The organism is Phenylobacterium deserti, assembly GCF_003254705.1.
Lineage (GTDB): Bacteria > Pseudomonadota > Alphaproteobacteria > Caulobacterales > Caulobacteraceae > Phenylobacterium > Phenylobacterium deserti.
On record NZ_QFYR01000001.1, the window covers coordinates 1,014,552 to 1,030,726 of the forward strand.

At 68.5% G+C, this 16,175-nt stretch carries 18 protein-coding genes; 10 read left to right on the forward strand and 8 right to left on the reverse strand.

The window, feature by feature from the left end; all coding sequences use genetic code 11:
- Positions 1-489: 489 nt before the first annotated feature.
- Positions 490-1,791, reverse strand: coding sequence for a tRNA uridine-5-carboxymethylaminomethyl(34) synthesis GTPase MnmE (gene mnmE / locus DJ018_RS05010; RefSeq protein ID WP_111513759.1), 1,302 nt, complete (start codon positions 1,789-1,791; stop codon positions 490-492).
- Positions 1,784-2,029 carry a DUF6489 family protein gene (locus DJ018_RS05015; RefSeq protein WP_111513760.1) on the reverse strand — a complete coding sequence of 82 codons (246 nt, stop codon included), beginning with the start codon at positions 2,027-2,029 and terminating at the stop codon, positions 1,784-1,786. The genes mnmE and DJ018_RS05015 overlap by 8 nt, the downstream gene beginning before the upstream one ends.
- 99 nt (positions 2,030-2,128) lie before the next feature.
- On the opposite strand from DJ018_RS05015, the gene DJ018_RS05020 reads away from it, so the two are divergent.
- The gene (locus DJ018_RS05020; protein WP_111513761.1) at positions 2,129-2,824 is read left to right on the forward strand and encodes a dienelactone hydrolase family protein; all 696 of its coding nucleotides are present in this window, start codon (positions 2,129-2,131) and stop codon (positions 2,822-2,824) included.
- A gap of 5 nt (positions 2,825-2,829) precedes the next feature.
- A complete protein-coding gene (locus DJ018_RS05025) occupies positions 2,830-3,801 on the forward strand; it encodes a quinone oxidoreductase family protein (RefSeq protein WP_111513762.1) in 972 nt (323 codons plus the stop codon).
- Positions 3,802-3,885: 84 nt separating this feature from the next.
- Here the strand turns inward: DJ018_RS05025 and DJ018_RS05030 are convergent, their stop codons facing one another.
- The 5 genes from DJ018_RS05030 to hemE all read right to left on the reverse strand — a co-directional run bounded on the left by DJ018_RS05030 (position 3,886) and on the right by hemE (position 8,759).
- Positions 3,886-4,188, reverse strand: coding sequence for a UrcA family protein (locus tag DJ018_RS05030; protein WP_111513763.1), 303 nt, complete (start codon positions 4,186-4,188; stop codon positions 3,886-3,888).
- Positions 4,189-4,397: 209 nt separating this feature from the next.
- Complete coding sequence (rho, locus tag DJ018_RS05035; protein WP_111513764.1) at positions 4,398-5,849, reverse strand: transcription termination factor Rho; 1,452 nt, start codon at positions 5,847-5,849, stop codon at positions 4,398-4,400.
- A 323-nt stretch (positions 5,850-6,172) separates the two neighbouring features.
- Positions 6,173-6,640, reverse strand: coding sequence for a CopD family protein (locus DJ018_RS05040; RefSeq protein ID WP_111513765.1), 468 nt, complete (start codon positions 6,638-6,640; stop codon positions 6,173-6,175).
- Complete coding sequence (gene hemH, locus DJ018_RS05045; RefSeq protein ID WP_165842747.1) at positions 6,640-7,707, reverse strand: ferrochelatase; 1,068 nt, start codon at positions 7,705-7,707, stop codon at positions 6,640-6,642. The genes DJ018_RS05040 and hemH overlap by 1 nt, the downstream gene beginning before the upstream one ends.
- Positions 7,704-8,759 (reverse strand): uroporphyrinogen decarboxylase, encoded by a 1,056-nt coding sequence (hemE, locus tag DJ018_RS05050; RefSeq protein WP_111513767.1) that lies wholly within the window; start codon positions 8,757-8,759, stop codon positions 7,704-7,706. The genes hemH and hemE overlap by 4 nt, the downstream gene beginning before the upstream one ends.
- A gap of 524 nt (positions 8,760-9,283) precedes the next feature.
- Here hemE and DJ018_RS05055 point away from each other — a divergent pair.
- From DJ018_RS05055 to dnaQ, 5 genes are read left to right on the forward strand one after another with little or no spacing between them, the layout of a single operon-like run.
- Positions 9,284-10,138, forward strand: coding sequence for a pyruvate, water dikinase regulatory protein (locus DJ018_RS05055; RefSeq protein ID WP_111513768.1), 855 nt, complete (start codon positions 9,284-9,286; stop codon positions 10,136-10,138).
- Entirely contained in the window at positions 10,135-10,731 is a 597-nt protein-coding gene (locus tag DJ018_RS05060; protein WP_111513769.1) for a Maf family protein, read from the forward strand. The genes DJ018_RS05055 and DJ018_RS05060 overlap by 4 nt, the downstream gene beginning before the upstream one ends.
- Positions 10,728-11,606, forward strand: a complete 879-nt coding sequence (locus DJ018_RS05065; RefSeq protein ID WP_111513770.1) for a shikimate dehydrogenase family protein — start codon at positions 10,728-10,730, stop codon at positions 11,604-11,606. Before DJ018_RS05060 ends, DJ018_RS05065 begins: the two co-directional genes overlap by 4 nt.
- A complete protein-coding gene (coaE, locus tag DJ018_RS05070; protein WP_111513771.1) occupies positions 11,603-12,226 on the forward strand; it encodes a dephospho-CoA kinase in 624 nt (207 codons plus the stop codon). The genes DJ018_RS05065 and coaE overlap by 4 nt, the downstream gene beginning before the upstream one ends.
- A 32-nt stretch (positions 12,227-12,258) precedes the next feature.
- Positions 12,259-12,963, forward strand: coding sequence for a DNA polymerase III subunit epsilon (gene dnaQ, locus DJ018_RS05075; protein WP_111513772.1), 705 nt, complete (start codon positions 12,259-12,261; stop codon positions 12,961-12,963).
- Between the two features lie 124 nt (positions 12,964-13,087).
- On the opposite strand, the gene secB is transcribed toward dnaQ, so the two are convergent.
- The gene (gene secB / locus DJ018_RS05080; RefSeq protein ID WP_111513773.1) at positions 13,088-13,567 is read right to left on the reverse strand and encodes a protein-export chaperone SecB; all 480 of its coding nucleotides are present in this window, start codon (positions 13,565-13,567) and stop codon (positions 13,088-13,090) included.
- Between the two features lie 163 nt (positions 13,568-13,730).
- Here secB and timA point away from each other — a divergent pair, with 163 nt between their 5' ends.
- Genes timA through DJ018_RS05095 form a run of 3 tightly spaced genes read left to right on the forward strand, consistent with a single transcriptional unit; the run spans position 13,731 to position 16,044 of the window.
- Positions 13,731-14,351 carry a TIM44-related membrane protein TimA gene (gene timA / locus DJ018_RS05085; protein WP_111513774.1) on the forward strand — a complete coding sequence of 207 codons (621 nt, stop codon included), beginning with the start codon at positions 13,731-13,733 and terminating at the stop codon, positions 14,349-14,351.
- A gap of 11 nt (positions 14,352-14,362) precedes the next feature.
- Complete coding sequence (gene mltA, locus DJ018_RS05090; protein WP_111514685.1) at positions 14,363-15,538, forward strand: murein transglycosylase A; 1,176 nt, start codon at positions 14,363-14,365, stop codon at positions 15,536-15,538.
- Positions 15,535-16,044 (forward strand): Smr/MutS family protein, encoded by a 510-nt coding sequence (locus DJ018_RS05095; protein ID WP_111513775.1) that lies wholly within the window; start codon positions 15,535-15,537, stop codon positions 16,042-16,044. The genes mltA and DJ018_RS05095 overlap by 4 nt, the downstream gene beginning before the upstream one ends.
- Positions 16,045-16,175 lie beyond the last annotated feature (131 nt).

Sequence of the window (16,175 nt, forward strand, 5' to 3'; positions counted from 1 at the left end):
GGTCAATGTGGGCGAGCCTCAAAGCACGGACGCCCCCGGGCGAGCGGGGGCGAGCGGTCTCTATATAGCGGAAGCAGCAGGCGGTTTCATCCCGTCCGCACGCCGCAGTCTGTTTCACGTGAAACAGCGGCAGCCCAGCATGGGTGAAGGCGTCCGTGAAATGATCACATTCGCGGCCATGTCGCGCCGCTTTCCCCCGCCATATCTCTCATCGCTGGCTGATCGGGCCGGTCACTTCAACGAGCCCCCCCAGCCCCGATCGATCCGACCAGCCAGTCACCAAAGCCTCTCCAGAGGCCGAGGTCGGGCCCGCGCGGGCCTCTCCAGCCGCGCGGGCCACGATCCCCTCCCCTCATGGTTTGCGGCCGCACCGGAGGTCTCCCCACCTCCGGTGCATCCGCGTGCGCCCGAGGCGTGTTTCACGTGAAACACCAAAGAGGCGAGTTGGCGCGGCGCCAGGTTGCAGCCGGGTTTCGGGACGACCTGGCGCTACTTGCCGATGCAAAATGTTGAGAAAATCCGGCCAAGCACCTGATCCGGATCGATGCGTCCGGTGATCCGGTCCAGCGCGCGCGCCGCGAGCCGAACGTCCTCCGCCGCCAGTTCAACCGCATCCTCCTCAGCCATGGCGCGGCGCAGATGCGCTGTAGCTTCGGCGAGCAACTCACGGTGCCGCAGACGAGTCGCGGTCGGGGCCTCCGCACCCGCGAGCGCTTCGACCACCCGCTCAGTCAGGGTGGACTCCAGCCAAGACACATCGTTGGGACTGCGCGCGGTAAACGGCGCGCCCTCTACCGGGGCGACCGTCGCGGCCATGTCGCGCTTTGTCAGCAGAACGAGGTCGGTGGGCTGCAGGCTGGCGGGCTGTGCCGGCGCATCCGCGGCCGTTCCGTCAACCAGCCATACCCGCAGGTCAGCCTGGTCAGCCCAACGCTCGGCGCGGCGCACGCCTTCAGCCTCAATCTCGTCTTCGGTCTCGCGGATGCCGGCGGTATCGGCCACCACGACCTTGTAGCCGCCAAGCTGCAGGGGAACCTCGATGACGTCGCGGGTGGTCCCGGGCGTGCTCGTGACGATGGCTGCGTCGCGGCCGGCGAGGGCGTTGAGCAGGGTGCTCTTGCCGGCATTGGGCGCGCCGATCAGCGCAATTCGGAAGCCTTCCCGCACGCGCGCGCCGCGCTCGGCGTCGGCTGCAGCGGCTTCCAGATCGTCGATCAGACCTTGCAGCACGGGGCGAGCCCGCGAGGCCACATCGGCCGGCAGCTCCTCGTCCGGGAAGTCGACGGCCGCTTCGAACATGGCCAAAGCGTGCGTAAGAGCTTCGCGCCAGCGCGCCTGCGCGTCCGACAAGCGCCCGCCCAATTGGGCAAGGGCCTGGCGGCGCTGAGCCTCGGTCTCGGCGTCAACCAGATCGGCGACGCCCTCCGCCTGAGCCAGGTCGAGCTTGCCATTCTCGAAGGCGCGACGCGTGAACTCACCGGGCTCCGCCAGTCGCAGGCCGAGATCCGACAAGGCGTTGAGCAAGGCGCCGACCACGGCCGCGCCGCCGTGGAGGTGGAACTCGGCGGAGTCTTCGCCGGTGTAGCTGCCTGGTCGTGGAAACCAGAGCACCAGGGCTTCATCGATCGGACCCGCCGAGCCAGCAAGCTGGCGCAGGCTGGCCAAGCGTGGACGCGGCAGACGACCGGCTAGGGCGCGGACCGCCTCCCCTGCCCTGGGTCCAGAGACCCGTACCACCGCGACCGCCGCTCGCCCCGCCGCCGTGGCCGGGGCGAAGATCGTATCAGTCATTACGGGTGGCGGCGGCGCCGAGCCCGACTTCCATGAGCTTCCGGAACTGCTCCTGAGCGCCCGTGCCGAACGCCATCCAGTTCTTCATCAGCTCGTCCGGCGAGATCATCGCCATGTTGGCGTCGATCCGCTTCTTCATCTCGTTCACGAGGTGATCGTTGAGCGTGCTGACGTCGGGCAGCCCCAGGAACCGCCGCGCCTCTTCCGGCGTGCAGTCCACCTCGACGGTCATCTTCATGTTGCGGCTCCAGCCTGATCTGTCGCTTTCGTTATGGCCGTGCCCGGGCCCCTCGCGCTAGTAGCCGCAGACAACAGCCATCGAATAACGGAGAGCCAGATGGGCGAGCGGATCAGCATCACCACGCCGGACGGAAACTTCGACGCCTATGTGGCCAGGCCCGCCCAGTCGCCGGCCGCAGCCGTGGTGGTGATCCAGGAGATCTTCGGCGTGAACCAGGTGATGCGCGACATCACCGACGGCCTAGCGGGGCAAGGCTATCTCGCCATCTGCCCGGACCTGTTCTGGCGCGTGGAGCCCGGCGTCGACATCACCGACCAGTCGGAAGCCGAATGGAAGAAGGCTTTCGCCCTGATGAACGCCTTCGGCGTGGACCAGGGCGTCAAGGACATCCAGGCCACGATCGACACGATCCGCCAGGACCCGGGCTGCAACGGCAAGGTTGGCGCCGTGGGCTTCTGCCTGGGCGGGCAGCTGGCGTTCCTGACTGCGACGCGGACGGACGCCGACGCGGCCGTCGCTTACTACGGCGTCGGCATCGAAAACCGCCTGGGCGAGGCCGAAGGCCTGTCGCGGCCGCTGATGATGCACATCGCCGAAGAGGACAAGTTCGTCCCGAAGGAAGCCCAGGCCGTGATCCGCCAGGCGCTGGACGGCAAGGCCAACGTGCAGATCCACACCTACCCTGGGCGGGACCATGCGTTCGCCCGTCCCGGCGGCGAGCACTACGACGCCGCTGACGCCCAGGCCGCGGGCGAGCGGAGCCTGGCGTTCTTCCAGACGCACCTGGGCTGAACGCCGTGCGCGCCGTCCGCTTCCAACGCACCGGCGGGCCGGAGGTCCTCGAGGTCGTCGAGGTCGCCGACCCGCAGCCCGGTCCCGGCGAGGTCCTGATCCGCCATGCGGCGATCGGGGTGAACTTCATCGACACCTACCATCGCAGCGGCCTCTACCCCCTGCCCCTGCCGTCCGGCCTGGGGTCGGAGGGCGCCGGCGAGGTGGTGGCGGTCGGCGAAGGCGTCACCCGGTTCAAGGTCGGAGACATGGCCGCCTACGCGGGAGGCGCGCCTGGTGCCTATGCCGAGCTGTCGGTGCGCAAGGCCGACCGGGTGGTTCGCGTGCCGGCCGGGATCGACGCCTCCACCGCGGCGGCCGCCCTGCTGAAGGGCATGACCTCGGAGTTCCTGCTGCGGCGCTGCTATCCCGTTCAAGCCGGACAGACAATCCTAGTCCATGCGGCGGCCGGCGGGGTCGGTCAGATGATGGTGCAGTGGGCCAAGAGCCTAGGCGCCGTGGTGATCGGCACGGTGGGGTCCGAGGACAAGGCGCAGCGCGCCCGCGAGCTGGGTTGCGACCACGTGATCCTCTACCGCGAGCAGGATGTGGCTGAGGAGGTTCGTCGCATCACCGATGGAACCGGCGTGCCGGTCGCCTACGACTCCGTGGGCAGGGATACGTTCGAAGGCACGTTGGCGAGCCTGGGTCGGCGCGGAATGTTCGTGAGCTTCGGCAACGCCTCAGGTCCGGCGCCCGCGTTCGAGCCGGCGCGACTGCAGCGGGCGGGCTCGCTGTTCTTCACGCGCCCCACCTTGTTCGACTACGTGGCGACGACGGAAGAGTTGGACGCCAGCGCGAGCGCCTTGTTTGAAGTGCTCGCATCGCGCGTCGTGAAGGTGGAAGTCGGCCAGACTTTTGCACTGGCTGAAGCCGCCGCCGCGCACCAGGCGCTGGAGAGCCGGGCGACCATTGGGGCCACCCTGCTCCTTCCGTAGCGGCGCTTAACTCGTAAGACCCGGTAGTGTTTCACGTGAAACACCGGTCGGTGGACATACTTCTGTGGATAGGTGTCGGCGAGCCTAGTTGATCGAGGCCTGTCGGCTGGCGCGTTCACGGGCGGCGAGTTGGGCGCTGCGCACGCCAGCGAACTTCTCGCTCATTTCGGCGACGACGCCCTGCTTGCAGGCGGTCTTCTGGGCGATGCCGACTTCCTTGGCGCAGAAGCGGTTGGCGGCGCGATCGACCCGCGCCTGATAGGCCGTGGCGCCGGCGCTGGTGGTCAGGTCGAGATCCTGAGTGCGGACGGCTTCCGCCTGGGCTGCGCCGGCGGCCAGAGCCGCGGCGGTGGCGAGTACGGCGGCGATCTTACGGGTGCTGAACATCTGGGTTCCCTCAACAAGCGGCGGCTACGGCCGCGTTTCCTTGAGCGAACGAGTAACGCCGGTCCGCCACGAACACCCGTGAAGTTCGTGTAATGACGGAGATTTAATCTTGAGCTCGCGGCTGTTACGGCTGCTGTTACAGCATCTGACAAAAAGAAAGGGCGCTGCCCGAAGGTCAGCGCCCTGTTCCATTACATGTACGTAATGATCTAGGTGTTCATCGACTGGAAGAAGTCGTCGTTGTTCTTCGACTGACGGAGCTTGTCGAGCAGGAACTCGATCGCGTCCTGTGCGCCCATCGGGTTGAGGATCCGCCGCAGGATGTAGGTCTTCTGCAGGTTGGCCTTGTCGGTGATGAGCTCTTCCTTGCGGGTGCCGGACTTGAGCACGTCGATGGCCGGGAAGATGCGCTTGTCGGCGACCTTCCGGTCAAGGACGAGTTCCGAGTTACCCGTGCCCTTGAACTCTTCGAAGATGACTTCGTCCATCCGGCTGCCGGTGTCGATCAGCGCCGTGGCGATGATGGTCAGGGAGCCACCCTCTTCGATGTTGCGGGCGGCGCCGAAGAAGCGCTTGGGACGCTGCAGGGCGTTGGCGTCCACACCGCCGGTCAGCACCTTGCCCGAGGACGGCACCACGGTGTTGTAGGCGCGGCCCAGGCGGGTCACGGAGTCCAGCAGGATCACGACGTCGCGCTTGTGCTCGACCAGGCGCTTGGCCTTCTCGATCACCATCTCGGCCACCTGGACGTGGCGGGTCGCCGGCTCGTCGAAGGTGGAGGAGATCACCTCGCCCTTCACCGTGCGTTGCATGTCGGTGACTTCTTCCGGCCGCTCGTCGATCAGCAGGACGATCAGGTAGATCTCGGGGTGGTTCGCCTCGATGGACTTGGCGATGTTCTGCAGCATCACCGTCTTACCCACGCGCGGCGGGGCGACGATCAGGCAGCGCTGGCCCTTGCCCAGCGGAGCGACGATGTCGATCACCCGGCCGGAGCGGTCCTTCAGGGTGGGATCGTCGATCTCCATCCGCAGGCGCTCGTTGGGATAGAGCGGCGTCAGGTTGTCGAACAGGACCTTGTGGCGGACGTTCTCCGGGGCCTCGAAGTTGATGAGGCGGACGTTCACCAGGGCGAAGTAGCGCTCGCCCTCACGCGGGGCGCGGACCACGCCGTCGACGGAGTCGCCGGTGCGCAGGCCGAACTTCCGGATCTGCGACGGCGAGACATAGATGTCGTCCGGGCCCGGCAGGTAGTTGGCTTCCGGCGAGCGCAGGAAGCCGAAGCCGTCCTGCACGACCTCGAGGGTGCCCGAGCCGGAGATCTCCACGCCCTCGTCGGCCAGGACCTTGAGGATCGCGAACATCATGTCCTGCTTGCGCATGGAGTTCGCGTTTTCGATCTCCAGCGTCTCGGCGAACGCCAGCAGCTCGGCCGGAGCCTTGTCCTTGAGCTCCTGCAGGCTCATGCGGGTCAGGCCCATGGCGGCGATGGCGGCCGCGACTTCGGAGGGCTCTTCGGCGGCATCGGAGCCGTCGGCGACGTCCGCGCCGGCGTCGGTTACATCGGTGACGTCTTGGGCGAGGTCAGCGGTCTGGGCGGCCGTCTCGGCGCCTTGGGTCTCGTCCACCTGGTCGGGGGTGTTCGGGGTGTCTTCGTTCATGTCTAAGCTCTTAGCGCCCGTCCCGGACGGAGTCCGGGCGGGCTGGTCTGGAAGATGCAGCGCGGGGAAGCGCGGATGTCGTTCGTCTCGGGAGCCGGACCGCTCGCGCGCTCATGTGGGCGCGGGGCCGGAGAAAAGGCGGGGCGCGCGGGTCGGACCCACGCGTGAGGTGATCGGAACCATGGGGCGGCGGCGGCGTCAAGCGCGACCAAGTTCCTCCCCGTCGAGGAGGAGCCTACCCGTGCTCTCGGCAGGATGCTCGGCTGACCTCGGAGGACCCCTCGGTCGCTTCGCGACAGCTCCCCCGAAGGGGAGCAACTGGCTCAGCGCGCGCCGAACTCGGTCGTAACGGCGAGCACCATGACGATCAGGGCCACGGCGGGCAGTTCGTTGACCATGCGCCAGAACTTGTTGGAGCGCTTGTTCTGGCCGGCGGCGAACGCCTTGCGCGCCTTCGCCAGATAGTGATGCCAGCCGGTCATGAAAAGGACGCCCGCGAGCTTGGCGATCATCCAGGGCTGGTGGAGAAAGCCCCAGCCGCGCGTCTGGCCATCGACCCAGATCAGGGTCAGGCCAAAGATCCAGGTCAGCACGAACGCCGGGTTCATGATGATCTTCAGGAGCTTGGCTTCCATCACCCGCAGGTTGGTGTCCAGCTCGCCGTCCGGGATCGCGGTCGTGTGATAGACGTAGAGCCGCGGCAGGTAGAGCATGCCCGCCATCCAGGCGACGACGGCGATGATGTGCAGGCCGCGCCACAGATTGTAGTGGCCGAGGATCCACTCGTTCATCAAATGGCTCCGGGGACGGGCTCGCCGTCTTCGACGCTGTCGATGCTGGCGCGGCAGGCGCACTTGGACAGCCCGTCCGGGCACATCCAGGCGCCGAAGGGCCGCGCCCCGCCCGGCCGGCCGAGCGAGACCAGGGTGGCTTCGGCCAGGTCGCCGATGAAGGGGGCTCGGATCCCTGGCGTGCGGGCCCGCAGGTACGGCAAGCAGCCGACTTCCGCCGCAAGGCCGGCGTACTCGTGGTCGAGCTCGACCAGCGTCTCAACATGCTCGGACACGAAGGCCAGCGGGGCGATCAGCACGCCCTTGCCTTCAGCGCCGGCGCGGCGGATCTCGTCGTCGGTGGAAGGCTGCAGCCACTTCAGCGGGCCGACCCGGCTCTGGAAGCAGACATGCCAGTCGGAAAGCTCGGGGATCTTGGCGGCGATGGCCGCGGCGGTCGCGCGGACCTGCGCCTCGTAGGGATCGCCGGCGTCCACCACCTTCTGCGGCAGGCCGTGGGCCGAGAACAGCAGGCGGATGTTGGACGGCTTGCCGGCCGCGTCCCACGCCTCCCGGATCGCGTCGATATTGGCCTGGACCAGCCCTTCGGATGTGGGGAAGCAGCAAATGGTGCGGGAGCGGCCTGGTCCCTTGTAGTTGCGGGCCCAATCCTTGATCGACGAGGCGGTCGTGGTGGTCGAGAACTGCGGATAAAGCGGCAGGAGCACGACCTCGTCCGGGCGGAAGGCGGCCACCTGCTTGGCGGTCTCGTCGGCCAGCGGCTTCCAGTAGCGCATGGCGATGAAGCAGCGGGCCTCGACATCGGGCGCCTGGCGCTTCAGCTCGGCCTCAAGGGCGCGGGCCTGGGCCTCGGTCTCCGGCAGGATGGGCGAGCGGCCGCCCATGATGTCGTAGTTGGCCTGGGCGGTCTTTTCCCGGCGGCTGGAGATCAGCCGGGCCAGCGGATAGCGGGCGATGGCCGGCAGGCCGATGATCGCCGGGTCCTTGAACAGGTTGTAGAGGAACGGCTTGACCGCGGCGCGGCTGTCCGGACCGCCGAGGTTGAAGAGGATGACGGCCAGCTTCACTGGGCGCTCTCCACGGGCTTGCCGGTGACGCGGCCGATCACCCGGGCCAGGTTCTCGATGGGGGTGTCGGGCAGGACGCCGTGGCCGAGGTTGAAGATCCACGGCCCCTCGCCCCATTGGGCCAGCAGTTGCTCGACCCGGGCGTCGAGGGCGGCGCCGCCGGCGCGCAGAAGAAGATTGTCCAAAGCGCCCTGGATGGTCTTGCCCTGAGCCTGCAAGCGGCGGCCCAGCGCGGCGCTGGCCTGGGTGTCGAGGGCGACGCCCTCCACCGGCACGGCCTCGGCGTAGTTGTCGACCAAGGTTCCGGCGCCGCGGGGGAAGCCGATGATGGGCGCGGTGACGCCGGAGGCGCGGACTTTCTCCACGATGGCGGCGTGGGGAGCGACCACCACGCGTTCGAAGGTGTCCTCGGCAAGGCCCTCCGCCCAGCTTTCGAAGAGCTTCAGCACCTGGGCGCCGCTCTCAGCCTGCATGACGAGGTAGCGGGCGGTGGCGTCCACCAGCACGTCCAGCAGGGCGTCGAGCTTTTCGGGCTGCTGGTAGGCGAAAGAGCGGGCGGCTTCCCGGTTCGAGCCGCGGCCCTCGATCATGTAGGTGGCCACCGTCCAAGGCGCGCCGGCGAAACCGATCAGGGCGCGCTCCGGCTCCAGTTCGGCGCGGACGCGCTGCAGGGTCTCGCCCATGGCGGACAGCCGGCCGGTGGAGGCCTCGACCTCGTCGCGCAAAGCCTCGATGGGCGGCAGATCGCCCAGGCGCGGCCCCTCCCCGGCTTCGAACCAGACCTTCTGGCCGAGCGCCTGGGGGATCACCAGGATGTCCGAGAACATGATCGCCGCATCCAGGGGGAAGCGACGCATGGGCTGGAGGGTGGCTTCCGCCGCCATCTCCGGATTGTTGCAGAAGGCCAGGAAGTCCGGCGCCTTGGACCGCAGCTCGCGGTATTCCGGCAAGGAGCGACCGGCCTGGCGCATGAACCAGATGGGCGGCCGGTCCAGCGTCTCCCCGGCAAGCGCACGAAGCAGGCGGGGCGTGGGATCCGGGCTCGAACTCATGGAAAGCCTTTAAGCGCGCCAGAGCACTCCGCTCAAGTCCGGGCGAGCACGGAGGCCGGCTCGGTCTTCCTTCCTTCAAACCTTAAGATTCTTAGAATTTTGGGAATGAAGACGTAGGGCCTGTCGAGGACGTGGATAACCGCGCCAGGGGTGCGACACCCCGGCCCTTCTCCCCAGGTTATCAAGAGGCAGAGGCGCCGAAGGGTTAACGACCTGTTAATTCCGTGGACGACGGCCAACCCCTTACGGCGCTTAAGGATTCATTAAGGGTTCGGAAACGGTTCGGGGGATTTCAGCGGCCATACCGTCGGCCATACCCGGCCTGAGGATCAGTCAGCCCGGATTGTGAGCGGCTGCGGACGGTCGTGGATTAACAAGTCGTAAACGGCGGCTTTCATCCCGCCGATCCACCGGGCCGCGGGATCGATCCGCAAAGCCGGGTGTCTATCCCCATGGCCGTCCCGCTCCGCTAAGAGAGCTTCCACAGGTTTTGTCCCCAGGCATCTTTTGACGCAGGCCCCCCAGTGCCGATCAACGCCCCGCCCCGTCTCGCGACCTACTTCCACGTCCACCTGGTGAGCGACTCCACTGGCGAGACGCTGAACGCCATGGCCCGGGCCGTGTGCGCCCGCTTCGACAACGTGCTGCCCATCGAGCACATCTACGCCCTGGTGCGCTCGCAGCGGCAGCTGCAGCGGGCGTTGGGCGACATCGAGGAAGCGCCGGGCGTTGTCATTCACACCATCGTCGACCAGGCGCTGCGCGAGTCGCTGGAAGAAGGCTGCCGGCGGATGGAGATGCCGTGCATCGCCGCGCTGGATCCGCTGGTCTCAGCCATGTCGCGCTACCTGGGCGCCTCGACCACCAGCCGGGTGGGCGCGCACCTGCGGCTGGACAATGACTATTTCAACCGTATGGAAGCGCTGAACTACGCCATCGCCCATGACGACGGACAGGGCGGGCAGGAACTGGACCAGGCGGACGTGATCCTGGTGGGCGTGTCGCGCACTTCCAAGACGCCGACCTCAATCTACCTGGCGCACCGGGGTGTGCGAGCGGCGAACGTGCCGATCGTGCCCGGCCGTCCCCTGCCCGAGCAGCTCTTCACCTTGAAGAACAAGCTGATCGTCGGGCTGTTCATCTCGCCGGACCGCCTGCTGCAGATCCGGCGCAACCGGCTGCTCTCTTTGAAAGAGGAGCGGCAGAGCGCCTATATCGACACGGACGCGGTGCGCGACGAGCTGGTGCAGGCGCGCCGGATGTTCGAGCGCCACGGCTGGCCGGTGATCGACGTGTCCCGCCGCTCGGTGGAAGAAACCGCCGCGGCCATTCTCAACCTGCTGCACGGCGGCCATGCCCAAGTGGAGGTGCTCGGATGAGCGCATCGGTGATCCTGGCGTCCAAGAGCTCGGCCCGGCGGGCGGTGCTGGAGGGCGCGGGCGTGGCGTTCGACGTGTCGGTGGCCGGCGTGGACGAGGACGCGGTGAAGGCCTCGCTGCTGGCGGAAGGCGCCACGCCGCGAGACATCGCCGACGCCCTGGCCGAGCTGAAGGCGCTGCGGGTCAGCCGCGGCAAGCAGGCCTTTGTGATCGGCTCGGACCAGACGTTGGAGTTCGACGGCCGGCTCTATGACAAGGCGGGTTCGCTGGACGAGGGGCGCGAGCGGCTTCGGGAGCTCCGCGGCCAGCCGCACAAGCTGCACTCGGCGGTGGTGATCGCCAAGGAAGGCGCGCCGATCTGGCGGGAGGTGGTCACGGCCAAGTTGACCATGCGCGACTTCTCCGACGCCTTCCTCGAAGAGTATCTCAAGCGCGAGGGCGAGGAGATCCTGGGCTCGGTAGGCTGCTATCGCCTGGAGGGACTGGGCGCGCAGCTGTTCTCCCGGGTGGAGGGCGACTATTTCACCATCCTGGGCCTGCCGATCTTCGGCCTGCTCGAGTTCCTTCGTAACCACCAGGTGCTGACCCGATGAGCCCCAAGATCACCGGCGCCACCCGCGTCGCAGGCATCGCCGGCAATCCGGTGATCCACTCCTTGAGCCCGCTGATCCACAACGCCTGGATCGAAGCGGCCGGCCTGGACGCGGTCTACGTGCCGTTTGCGCCCCAGGCCGACGATTTCGTGCGGTTCGCCGAAGGGCTGCGCGGCGGCTCGGTGCGCGGGCTGAACATCACCATGCCGTTCAAGGAAGCCGCGCTGTCGGTGGCCAATCAGGCAAGCCAGCGCGCCACCCTCGCCGGCGCGGCCAACCTGATCGTCTTCAACGCCGACGGCACGATCGTGGCGGACAATGTGGACGGCCTGGGCCTGCTGGAAGCCTTCGCCGCCCAGGCGCCTGGCGTGGACGTGACCAGCGGACCGGTGGTGGTGATCGGGGCGGGCGGCGCCGCGCGGGGCGCAGCCGCCGCCTTCGCCCAGGCCGGCTGCCCGGAGGTGCGGGTGGTGAATCGAACCTTGGCGCGGGCCGAGATGATCGCAGGCGCCCTGGGCGAACAGGCCAGGGCGTTTGCGCTCAGCGACTGTGAAAAAGCGTTCGACGGTGCGCGGGCGGTGGTGAACGCCACCTCCGCCGGGCTGGCGGGGCAAGAAGGCCTGTCTGTGCCGCTGGAAGCGACGCCCGTGGACTGCGCGGTGATGGACATGGTCTACAAGCCGCTGATCACGCCGTTCCTGCAGCGCGCGCAAGCCCTTCGGCGCCCGACGGTGGATGGGCTCGAGATGCTGGTCCGCCAGGCGATCCCCTCTTTCGAGGCGCTGTTCGGCGCCCCGCCGCCGGCCAGCGTCGACGCGCGGGCCATCTGCCTCGAAGCGATCGGCGCGGCGGCCGAGGCCAAGGCGGCGGAATGATCGTCCTGGGCCTGACCGGCTCGATCGGCATGGGCAAATCGACCACCGCGGCCATGTTCCGCGAGCTGGGCGTGCCGGTCTACGACGCCGACGCCGCGGTTCACGATCTCTATGACGTCGGCGGCGCAGCGGTCGGGCCGGTAGGCGAGGCCTTCCCCGGGGTGGTGAAGGACGGGCGGGTGGAACGCGAAGCCCTGCGCCAGCGCGTGCTGGGTGACCCCCAGGCGCTTCAGCGGCTGAACGGCATCGTTCACCCCTTGGTGGCCCAGGATCGCATAGGCTTTTTCGAGCGGGGGCAGGCTGACGGCGCCGAGATGGTGGCGCTGGACATCCCCCTGCTCTTCGAGACCGGCGGACATGCCAACGTCGATGCGGTGGTGGTGGTCACCGCGCCCGCCGAGGTGCAGCGTGAGCGGGTGCTGGCCCGGCCGGGCATGACGCCGGAGCGCCTGGACGCCATCCTCGCCCAGCAGATCAGCGACGCGGAGAAGCGGGCCCGCGCCCACTTCGTGGTCGACACCAGCCGCGGCCTGGAGCCGGCGCGCGAGCAGGTGGCGCAGATCGTGGCCGTGATGCGCGATCCACAACGAAGGCCGCCCCGCGACCGCACGGCCGGTTGAACTTCGGCGGCGAAGCGGGCCAAGAGTAGGCCATGGCGCGCGAGATCGTCCTCGACACGGAAACGACGGGTTTCGAGCCCCAGCAGGGCCACCGGCTGGTGGAACTGGCCTGCCTCGAGATCGAAGACTTCATCCCCACCGGGCGGCACTTCCACGTCTACATCGACCCGTGCCGCGACATGCCGCCGGAAGCCGAGAAGGTGCACGGCCTGTCGGCCGCCTTCCTGAAGGGCAAGCCACGGTTCGAGCATCCGGAGATCGTCGAGGCCTTCCTCGACTTTGTCGGCGACGCCCCCATCGTGGCGCACAACGCCGGCTTCGACCGGGCGTTCGTAAACTGGGAGCTGGGGCTCTGCAACCGCGACCACCTGCACGAGCACCGCTGGGTGGACACCCTGGCGCTCGCCAAGCAGCGCTTCCCGGGTATGCACAACTCGCTGGATGCGCTCTGCAAGCGCTACAAGATCTCGCTCAGCGAGCGCGAGAAGCACGGCGCCTTGATCGACGCCAAGCTGCTGGCGGCCGTCTATCTGGAGCTGAAGGGCGGCCGTGAGCGCCGGCTCGAACTGACCAGCGCCTCGATGATCTCGGCGGTGTCGGCCGCCACCCAGGCGGCCTACGGCGCCCGCCCTCGCCCGCTGGCGCCCCGCTCCACCGAGCAGGAACGCGAAATCCACGCCGCCTTCATCCGCGAGCAGGTGAAGAGCGACGAGCTGTGGGGCAAGTTCGGGCTTTAAACCCTAGATCCTCCCTCGAGAGGGAGGCGCCAGCGGAGCTGACGGAGGGGGTTGCAGCCGCGAACCCGGCTGGTGGAACCCCCTCACCGCCTCGGCGGAGCTCCCCCTAAGGGGAGCATCTACCTTAAGCGTGGCCGATCTGGCCGGCTTCGGCTTTGCGGGCGGCGTAGACGCCGGCGAAGTCGATGGGGTCGAGCATGAAGGGCGGGAAGCCGCCGTCGGCCGAGATGTCGGCGATGATGCGGCGGGCGAAGGGGAACAGGAAGCGCGGGCACTCGATCAGCAGCACCGGCTCCAGCTCTTCGGCCGAAACGCCGGTGATCTGGAACACGCCGCCGTAGAGCAGCTCGACCACGAACAGCGGGCCGTCTTCGCGGCTGGCGCGGGCCGACAGCTTCAGATCGACTTCGAAGAAGCCGTCTTCACGACCGCGGGCGTTCATCTCGACGCCCAGGTCGATCTGCGGCTGCGGGCCGCCGGCGCGCAGGGTCTCGGGCGCACGCGGGTTCTCGAAGGAGAGGTCGCGGACGAACTGGGCCAGGACGCGGATGCCGGGGCCTTCGGCGGTGTCGGGCGCGCCAGCGCCAGCGTCGATATCGGTCATAGTTCGGCTTGAATCCGTGATGATTTTTCGCGCGGGCAATCCGCCCGTGAGGGGCGCGGGCTAACATGGCGCCCAGACTGATGCAACGTCGCCCCTGACGGGGACGTTGCTAAGGCCTATATAGAGGCCAAAGACCGGACGCACAGACGTTGTAAGGACCAAGTTGCAAGTCCTCGAACTGATCATCTTCGCGGGCCTCGCGGCCATCGTGCTCTACCAGCTCTATTCGGTGCTGGGACGGCGCGTGGGTCGGCAACCCGAGGACACCCCGGCCGCCCAGAATGCGCCGGCGCCGGTGCGCGCGCCGGACCGCGCGGCCGATCCGGCCGAGGAAACCGTGGCGCTCACCGGCCTGGCGGCGCTGAAGGCGCGCGACCCGGCCTTTGACGTCGGTCACTTCCTGTCCGGGGCCAAGGGCGCCTACGAGATGGTGGTGAAGGCCTTCGCCGCCGGCGACCGCGCCACCCTGCGTAACCTGCTGGCCCCCAATGTCATGGCCAGCTTCGACACCGCCATCGCCCAGCGTGAAGCGGAAGGCCGCACGGAAACCGTCGAGTTCCTCCACTCGCCGCGGGCGGACATGGAGAAGGCCGACGTGGTCGGCGGCTCGGACCTCGCGCGGGTGACCGTGCGCTTCCTGGCCGAATTCCGCAGCCGCACCCGCGGGCCCGAAGGCGAAGCGGTGGACGACCGTCGCACGGCCGAGCTGTGGACCTTCGAACGCAACCTGAAGAGCCGCGATCCGAACTGGACGCTGGTGCACGTCGACGCCGCGGAGGCCTGAGGCCCTTGAGCTTGCTGCGCATCGCCGGGGCGGCGCTCGCCGCCCTGACCCTCGCCGCCTGCGCCACCCAAGCTCCGCCGGGGCCCGCGCGTCCGGGGCCCGGACCTCACCCCAGCCCGACCTATCCCAGGCCCACGCCGCCGCCGCGGACTGAGCCGCCGCCGGAACGCACCCTGCCGCTTTCCGCGCTGCCGGGCTGGGCGGTGGATGACCACAAGGGCGCGTTTGAAGCGTTCCGAGCCACCTGCGGTGTCGCCAAGGCCGCCGACCTCGGTCGGGTTTGCCGTACGGCCCGGGCCATGGCGCCGGTAGACGCCGACCAGGCGCGCCGCTTCTTCGAAGCCGAGTTCCGGGCCGAGCCCTCGCCGCCCCAGGGCGTGCTGACCGCGTATTTCGCCCCCATGTACCAGGCGCGCCGCAAGCCGAGCGCCGAGTTCAGCGCGCCGGTGCGGGGCAAGCCGTCCGACCTGAAAACGGTGGACGCCGGCCTGTTCGATCCGGCCCAGGCCGGCCGGCAGGGCGCGGCCCAGGACGCGGGCGACGGCAGCGCACTGCAGCCCTATCCGGACCGCGCCGAGATCGAAGGCGACAAGCCCAAGGACGTGCTGGCCTGGATGCGGCCGGAGGAGCTGTTCTTCCTGCAGGTGCAGGGCTCGGGCGTGCTGACCTTCGAGGACGGTCGCCAGATGAAGGCGCTTTACGCCGCCAACAACGGCCGGCCGTTCGTCGGCATCGCCAATCCCATGCGCGACCGCGGGCTGCTGGAGCCGAACAACACCTCGGGCGAGGCGATCCGCGGGTGGCTGGCGGCGCACCGCGGGCCCGAGGCCGACGCGATCATGCGTCTCAATCCGCGCTACGTGTTCTTCCGCTTGGCGCCGGACGACGGCAAGCAGGCCGTGGGCGCGGCGGGCGTCCCGCTGCCGGCCGGCCGGGCGATCGCGGTGGATCCGCTGCATCACTCTATGGGCGAGCCGTTCTGGATCGTGGGTGAAGCGCCGCTGCTGGCCGGCGCCTTTCCATCCTATCGCCGGCTGGTGATGGCGCTGGACACCGGCGGGGCCATCAAAGGCCAGGTGCGGGCGGACCTCTACATGGGCCTGGGACCAGAAGCCGGCGCCGAGGCGGGCCGGGTGCGCCATGGGCTGCGGATGTACAAGCTCGTGCCGCGGGACCGCCTGAGGTGAAGCGGCCGCTCCGCCCCGAGGAGCAGAAGGTCTGGTCGTTGGTGGCCGGCACGGTCCATCCCTTGCCGGGACGGGCGGCGGCCAAGGTCCCGACGCCGGAAGAGAAGGCTGTCGAGGTGCCGGCGCGGATTGATCCCACCACGATCCAGGCCGTGGCCAAGCCGAAACCTCGAATGGGGCTGGACGGGATCGAGCCCAACCGCCGCCACCGGATCGTACGCGAGCGCGATCCAATTGGCGCCCGGCTGGATCTCCACGGAATGGATCAGGACCGCGCGCGCTCGGCGCTCGAAAGCTTCCTGCAGCGGGCCTGGGACGAAGGCTATCGCTCGGTGCTGGTGATCACCGGTAAAGGCGTGCAAGGCGACGGCGTCCTGCGGAGGCGCGCGCCGGAGTGGCTGGGCGCGGCCCACCTGTCCCACATCGTCGCGGGGATCAGCGAAGCCGGTCGCCGGCACGGCGGGGCAGGGGCGTTGTACGTGGCGCTGAAGCGGAAGGGGCGCTAGGGCCGGCGCCTGCTGAACAAGTTGCTCCCCTTCCGGGGAGCTGTCGCGAAGCGACTGAGGGGGTCACCCTAGGTCAGCATCTGCGGACGCCGCCCCTAAGCTAGGTGTGTGGGAGAGTTCTGAGCGGACCC

What these genes read in the sequence shown, in the direction of transcription:
- DJ018_RS05020 (WP_111513761.1), top strand. Translation starts at nt 2,129, where the DNA reads ATGGGCGAGCGGATCAGCATCACCACGCCGGACGGAAACTTCGACGCC.
- DJ018_RS05015 (WP_111513760.1), bottom strand. Translation starts at nt 2,029, where the DNA reads ATGAAGATGACCGTCGAGGTGGACTGCACGCCGGAAGAGGCGCGGCGG.
- DJ018_RS05040 (WP_111513765.1), bottom strand. Translation starts at nt 6,640, where the DNA reads ATGAACGAGTGGATCCTCGGCCACTACAATCTGTGGCGCGGCCTGCAC.
- dnaQ (WP_111513772.1), top strand. Translation starts at nt 12,259, where the DNA reads ATGGCGCGCGAGATCGTCCTCGACACGGAAACGACGGGTTTCGAGCCC.
- secB (WP_111513773.1), bottom strand. Translation starts at nt 13,567, where the DNA reads ATGACCGATATCGACGCTGGCGCTGGCGCGCCCGACACCGCCGAAGGC.
- DJ018_RS05030 (WP_111513763.1), bottom strand. Translation starts at nt 4,188, where the DNA reads ATGTTCAGCACCCGTAAGATCGCCGCCGTACTCGCCACCGCCGCGGCT.
- mnmE (WP_111513759.1), bottom strand. Translation starts at nt 1,791, where the DNA reads ATGACTGATACGATCTTCGCCCCGGCCACGGCGGCGGGGCGAGCGGCG.
- coaE (WP_111513771.1), top strand. Translation starts at nt 11,603, where the DNA reads ATGATCGTCCTGGGCCTGACCGGCTCGATCGGCATGGGCAAATCGACC.
- rho (WP_111513764.1), bottom strand. Translation starts at nt 5,849, where the DNA reads ATGAACGAAGACACCCCGAACACCCCCGACCAGGTGGACGAGACCCAA.
- DJ018_RS05060 (WP_111513769.1), top strand. Translation starts at nt 10,135, where the DNA reads ATGAGCGCATCGGTGATCCTGGCGTCCAAGAGCTCGGCCCGGCGGGCG.
- hemE (WP_111513767.1), bottom strand. Translation starts at nt 8,759, where the DNA reads ATGAGTTCGAGCCCGGATCCCACGCCCCGCCTGCTTCGTGCGCTTGCC.
- DJ018_RS05065 (WP_111513770.1), top strand. Translation starts at nt 10,728, where the DNA reads ATGAGCCCCAAGATCACCGGCGCCACCCGCGTCGCAGGCATCGCCGGC.